Origin of the sequence: Streptomyces sparsogenes (genome assembly GCF_001704635.1) — a bacterium.
Taxonomy (GTDB): Bacteria; Actinomycetota; Actinomycetes; order Streptomycetales; family Streptomycetaceae; genus Streptomyces; species Streptomyces sparsogenes.
Genome location: NZ_MAXF01000112.1, coordinates 1 through 3,623 on the forward strand (window position 1 = coordinate 1; position 3,623 = coordinate 3,623).

Annotated in this window: 3 protein-coding genes; 1 reads left to right on the plus strand and 2 read right to left on the minus strand. The window is 68.1% G+C overall.

The window, feature by feature from the left end:
* Both BBH68_RS23655 and BBH68_RS23660 read right to left on the minus strand, forming a co-directional pair.
* The coding region (locus BBH68_RS23655) for a WXG100 family type VII secretion target (RefSeq protein WP_483855355.1) at window positions 1–1,135 on the minus strand (1,135 nt) is incomplete at its 3' end.
* A gap of 8 nt (window positions 1,136–1,143) precedes the next feature.
* Window positions 1,144–1,626 carry a hypothetical protein gene (locus BBH68_RS23660; RefSeq protein ID WP_141713048.1) on the minus strand — a complete coding sequence of 161 codons (483 nt, stop codon included), beginning with the start codon at window positions 1,624–1,626 and terminating at the stop codon, window positions 1,144–1,146.
* A 223-nt stretch (window positions 1,627–1,849) separates the two neighbouring features.
* On the opposite strand from BBH68_RS23660, the gene BBH68_RS42570 reads away from it, so the two are divergent.
* Window positions 1,850–3,623, plus strand: a 1,774-nt coding sequence (locus BBH68_RS42570) for a putative T7SS-secreted protein (protein ID WP_245738254.1), incomplete at its 3' end; no start/stop codon positions are given.

Below are 3,623 nucleotides of genomic sequence, written 5' to 3' on the forward strand. Positions count from 1 at the left end.
GGTGCCGCCGCACGGCGGTGTGATCGGCCGTGTCCGGGTTGCCGTTCGCGATGATCGCGCGGCCGTTCTTCTCGGGGTCGAAATCGAGCAGGTACGCCGGGGGAAGTCCACTACCGGTCGGCTTGTAGCCGGAAGGCCGGGTGTTGTCGAAGGCGTCGACCTTCCCCGTGTCGTCGAAACGTATCTGAATGCGCTTCATGCCGTTGAGGGAGGACTGCAGATGCTTTTTGTGCTTGTCCCACTCGGTCCACTCCGGATTGAGCACCATGACCCGTCCGGCCGCCATGTACTTGGGCTTCGGCTCGGGTGGCAGGTTGTCCAGCTCGGTCTGGTACTTCGCCCGCTGCTCGTTGAACCAGACACGGTTCGCCTCGTCGCGGTCCTCGGCGGGCAGCCCGTCCAGCTTGCCCACGCTCGCCGGGTAGAGGGAGATGTACTCCGCCTGCTCCTCTTTGCTGAGGCTTTTCCACCAGGCCGCGTTCTCGTTGGGCGACTTGTCCTCGGGAATGCCGCGCAGATGGTCCCCGACCGTCTTCTTGACGTCGCCCCGGTCCTGGTCGGCGTCGGTCCAGTCCTCCTTGGTGACCGACAGATCCGCCACCGTGATCAGCTTGCCCAGCGTCCTGGCGTACTTGCCGTCCGCCTCCGTGGCGTCCTTGAGCGCGTCGCCGATCCGGTCCGCGTACCCCTGCGCCCGCTCCTTGGGCGTCGTGGTGACGAACGGCGTCCGCCCGCTCCCCGGCTGCTCGTACTCCCGGCCCGGCAGCAGCACGACCGGGGGCCGGTACTCCACCGACCCGTCCTCCTTGACGGTCATCCCCGCGTCCTGGGCGTCCTGCACGGCGTTGTCCAGCTTCTTCTTCGCCGCGCGCAACTCCGCCGCCAGCCCGTTCAGGGCCGTCAGGACCAGGGCGCACTCCACCTGCATGTAGTGGAAGTTCTCGCTCAGCCGCTCCAGCCGGCCCAGCGCCGTACTGACCCCCTGGCCCTTCAGGCCCCCGCGCAGCTTCGCGTTGATCTCATTGTTCAGACGGTCCTTGGCCGCGCTCGCGTTGCTGCTGACCTTGTGCCAGCCGTCCGCCGCCTCCTCGAACTGGGCGGGGTCGAGCGCCTTCAACTGTGCGAAGGTAACCACGGCGCGGATCACCAGCTCCCCGACGGGCCACCCGGCGGGGGTATCGGCTTCGTATCCTGCGCCTTGAAGAGCGCTTCTATGGCCTCGTCCTGGTTGGCGAGATCATTGCCCGCCTTTTTCAGCTTGCCCATGAGCTCGCCGCACTCGTCACGCACGACCTCCAGCCGGGCCTCCCAGGAGTTGAAGACCCGCTGCTGTATGGCCGTGCTCTCCAGCCCCTCGACGCCCTTGCCGCCGACCCCCGCACCCTGCTGGCCGTGCCGAAGGTCACCCAGCGCGGTCGCGGCATTGCGGCGCAGATCGTCCAGCGCGGTCGACGCGGTATTCCAGGGCCCCTTCGACGATTTCACATCGCCGTCGCCACCCTTACCGCCACCTTTATTACCGTCCGCACTGGCCAGCCTGGTTTGGACGGCTTTGCCGCCGATATCCGCTCCGCCCGCCGCGTCGTAATACGCCTGCCAACGCTCAGACAGTCCTGTGTCCCCCATACTGCCTTCCTCCACCACTGCGCCATGTTTTTCATGGCAGAGGAAGGAAGGTAACAGAGCGCATACCGCACCCGCGATCAGTGTCGCGGAGGGGCCCTGGTTTGTGCCGAGTTCGCAACAACGGGCGTTCCGCACGGGCATGGTGGCGGTGCGTGACCGTACCCTCTCACCAGGGCCATGGCACATAAGGCTCGTACGACCGCTGATCGGGGGATAGGCGTTTATGGGGCTTGGGGACTTCATTCCGGACTCGGTGGAGGACTGGGTCGAGGACCGGGTCGAGGACCTGGGTGAGGTCGTCGACGATGTCGGGGACTGGACCGCGGACCGGCTGGATGACATCGGCTGGGAGAGCGGCGCCGACTGGGTGCGGGACAAGTCCGACTCGGTGGCGAACGCGCTGGGCGCGGATGTCGACGAGATGCAGCTCGGGGAGACCGAGGACCCGAAGAAGCTGGTGCACGGCAGCCCGGACAAGTTGCGTACCACCGCGAACCATCTGCGCGACTTCAAGAACGCGTTCAATGATGTCGGCAAGGGGTTGCAGGGCCTGGACGCGGGTCATCTGAAGGGTGAGGCGGCGGACAGGTTCCGGGAGAGCGTGTCGGTCGAGCCGAAGAAGTGGTTCACGGCGGCGGACGCGTGTGAGAAGGCGGCCGGCGCGCTGGACAACTTCGCGGGGACGGTGGAGTGGGCGCAGAAGCAGGCCGAGGACGCCATCGCCCGCTATAAGAAGGGCAAGAAGGCGTCGGACGACGCCCGGTCGGCGCACAACGACAAGGTGTCGGCGTACAACACGGCGGTGGACGCGTACAACGCCAAGCCGGCCGATCAGCGGGATCCGTCCTCGCTGCCGGAGAAGCCGGGGGAGTTCCACGATCCGGGGACCGCGGATCGTGATGCGGCGCGGGAGATCCTGGGCGAGGCGCGGCGGCAGCGGAACGAGGCGCACACGACCGCGAAGGCGGCGGTGGAGTCGGCGCGGGACAAGGCCCCGGCCAAGCCCTCGTACGCCAAGCAGTTGGCGGACGGGCTGACGGGGCTGAACCTGGACGCCTCGCATTTCGTCGGCGGCATCGTCAAGGGCACGGCGGGCATCGCGAACTTCGCGCGGCAGCTCAATCCGCTGGACCCGTACAACATCACCCATCCCGCGGAGTACGTCACCAGCTTGAACAGCACGGCGGCCGGTCTGGTGCGGATGGCCAACGACCCGTGGGGGACGTTGGGCGACATGTGGGACACCTTCAAGAAGGATCCCGGGGAGGGGCTCGGGCGGCTGGTGCCGGAGCTGATCGGCACCAAGGGTCTGGGCGGTATCAAGAAGGTTGCCACTCTCGGCCGGCGTGCGGCGGAGATCAAGCCGCCCGGCCGCGGCCTCCTCGATGAGGCAGGGCCGGCCGAGCGGGCCAGGCCGGACGGTGGGAAGACAACCAAGGGGTCGGACCCGATCGACTTCGCCACGGGCCGGATGTTCCTGCCGCAGACGGATGTGACGCTGCCGGGTGTGCTGCCGCTGGTGTTCCGGCGGCGGGTGGAGTCGGGCTACCGGGCGGGCCGGTGGTTCGGTCCGTCCTGGTCGAGCACGGCCGACCAGCATCTGGAGATCGGCCCGGAGGGCGTGGTCTTCGTGTGCGAGGACGGGCGGTTGCTGGACTACCCGCACCCCGCGCCCGACCTGCCCACCCTGCCCAAGGCGGGGGTGGCGCGGTGGCCGCTGGAGCGCACCGTGGACGGGGACTACACGGTCACCGACCCCGACACCGGACGCACGTACTGCTTCACCGCCCCGCGCGACGGGCTCGACGGGATCGCGCCGATCGAGGAGATCCACGACCGCCACGGCAACCGGATCACCTTCCACTACGCCTTCGACGGCACCCCCACCGCGATCGTCCACTCGGCGGGCTACCACCTGAAGCTGACCACCGAGGGCGGCCGGATCACCGCACTCCACCTGGCCGGCGGCGCCCCGGACGGCTCGGATCAGCAGATCG

Coding starts and splice junctions, on each gene's coding strand:
- BBH68_RS23660 (WP_141713048.1), bottom strand. CDS start 1,626: ATGGGGGACACAGGACTGTCTGAGCGTTGGCAGGCGTATTACGACGCG.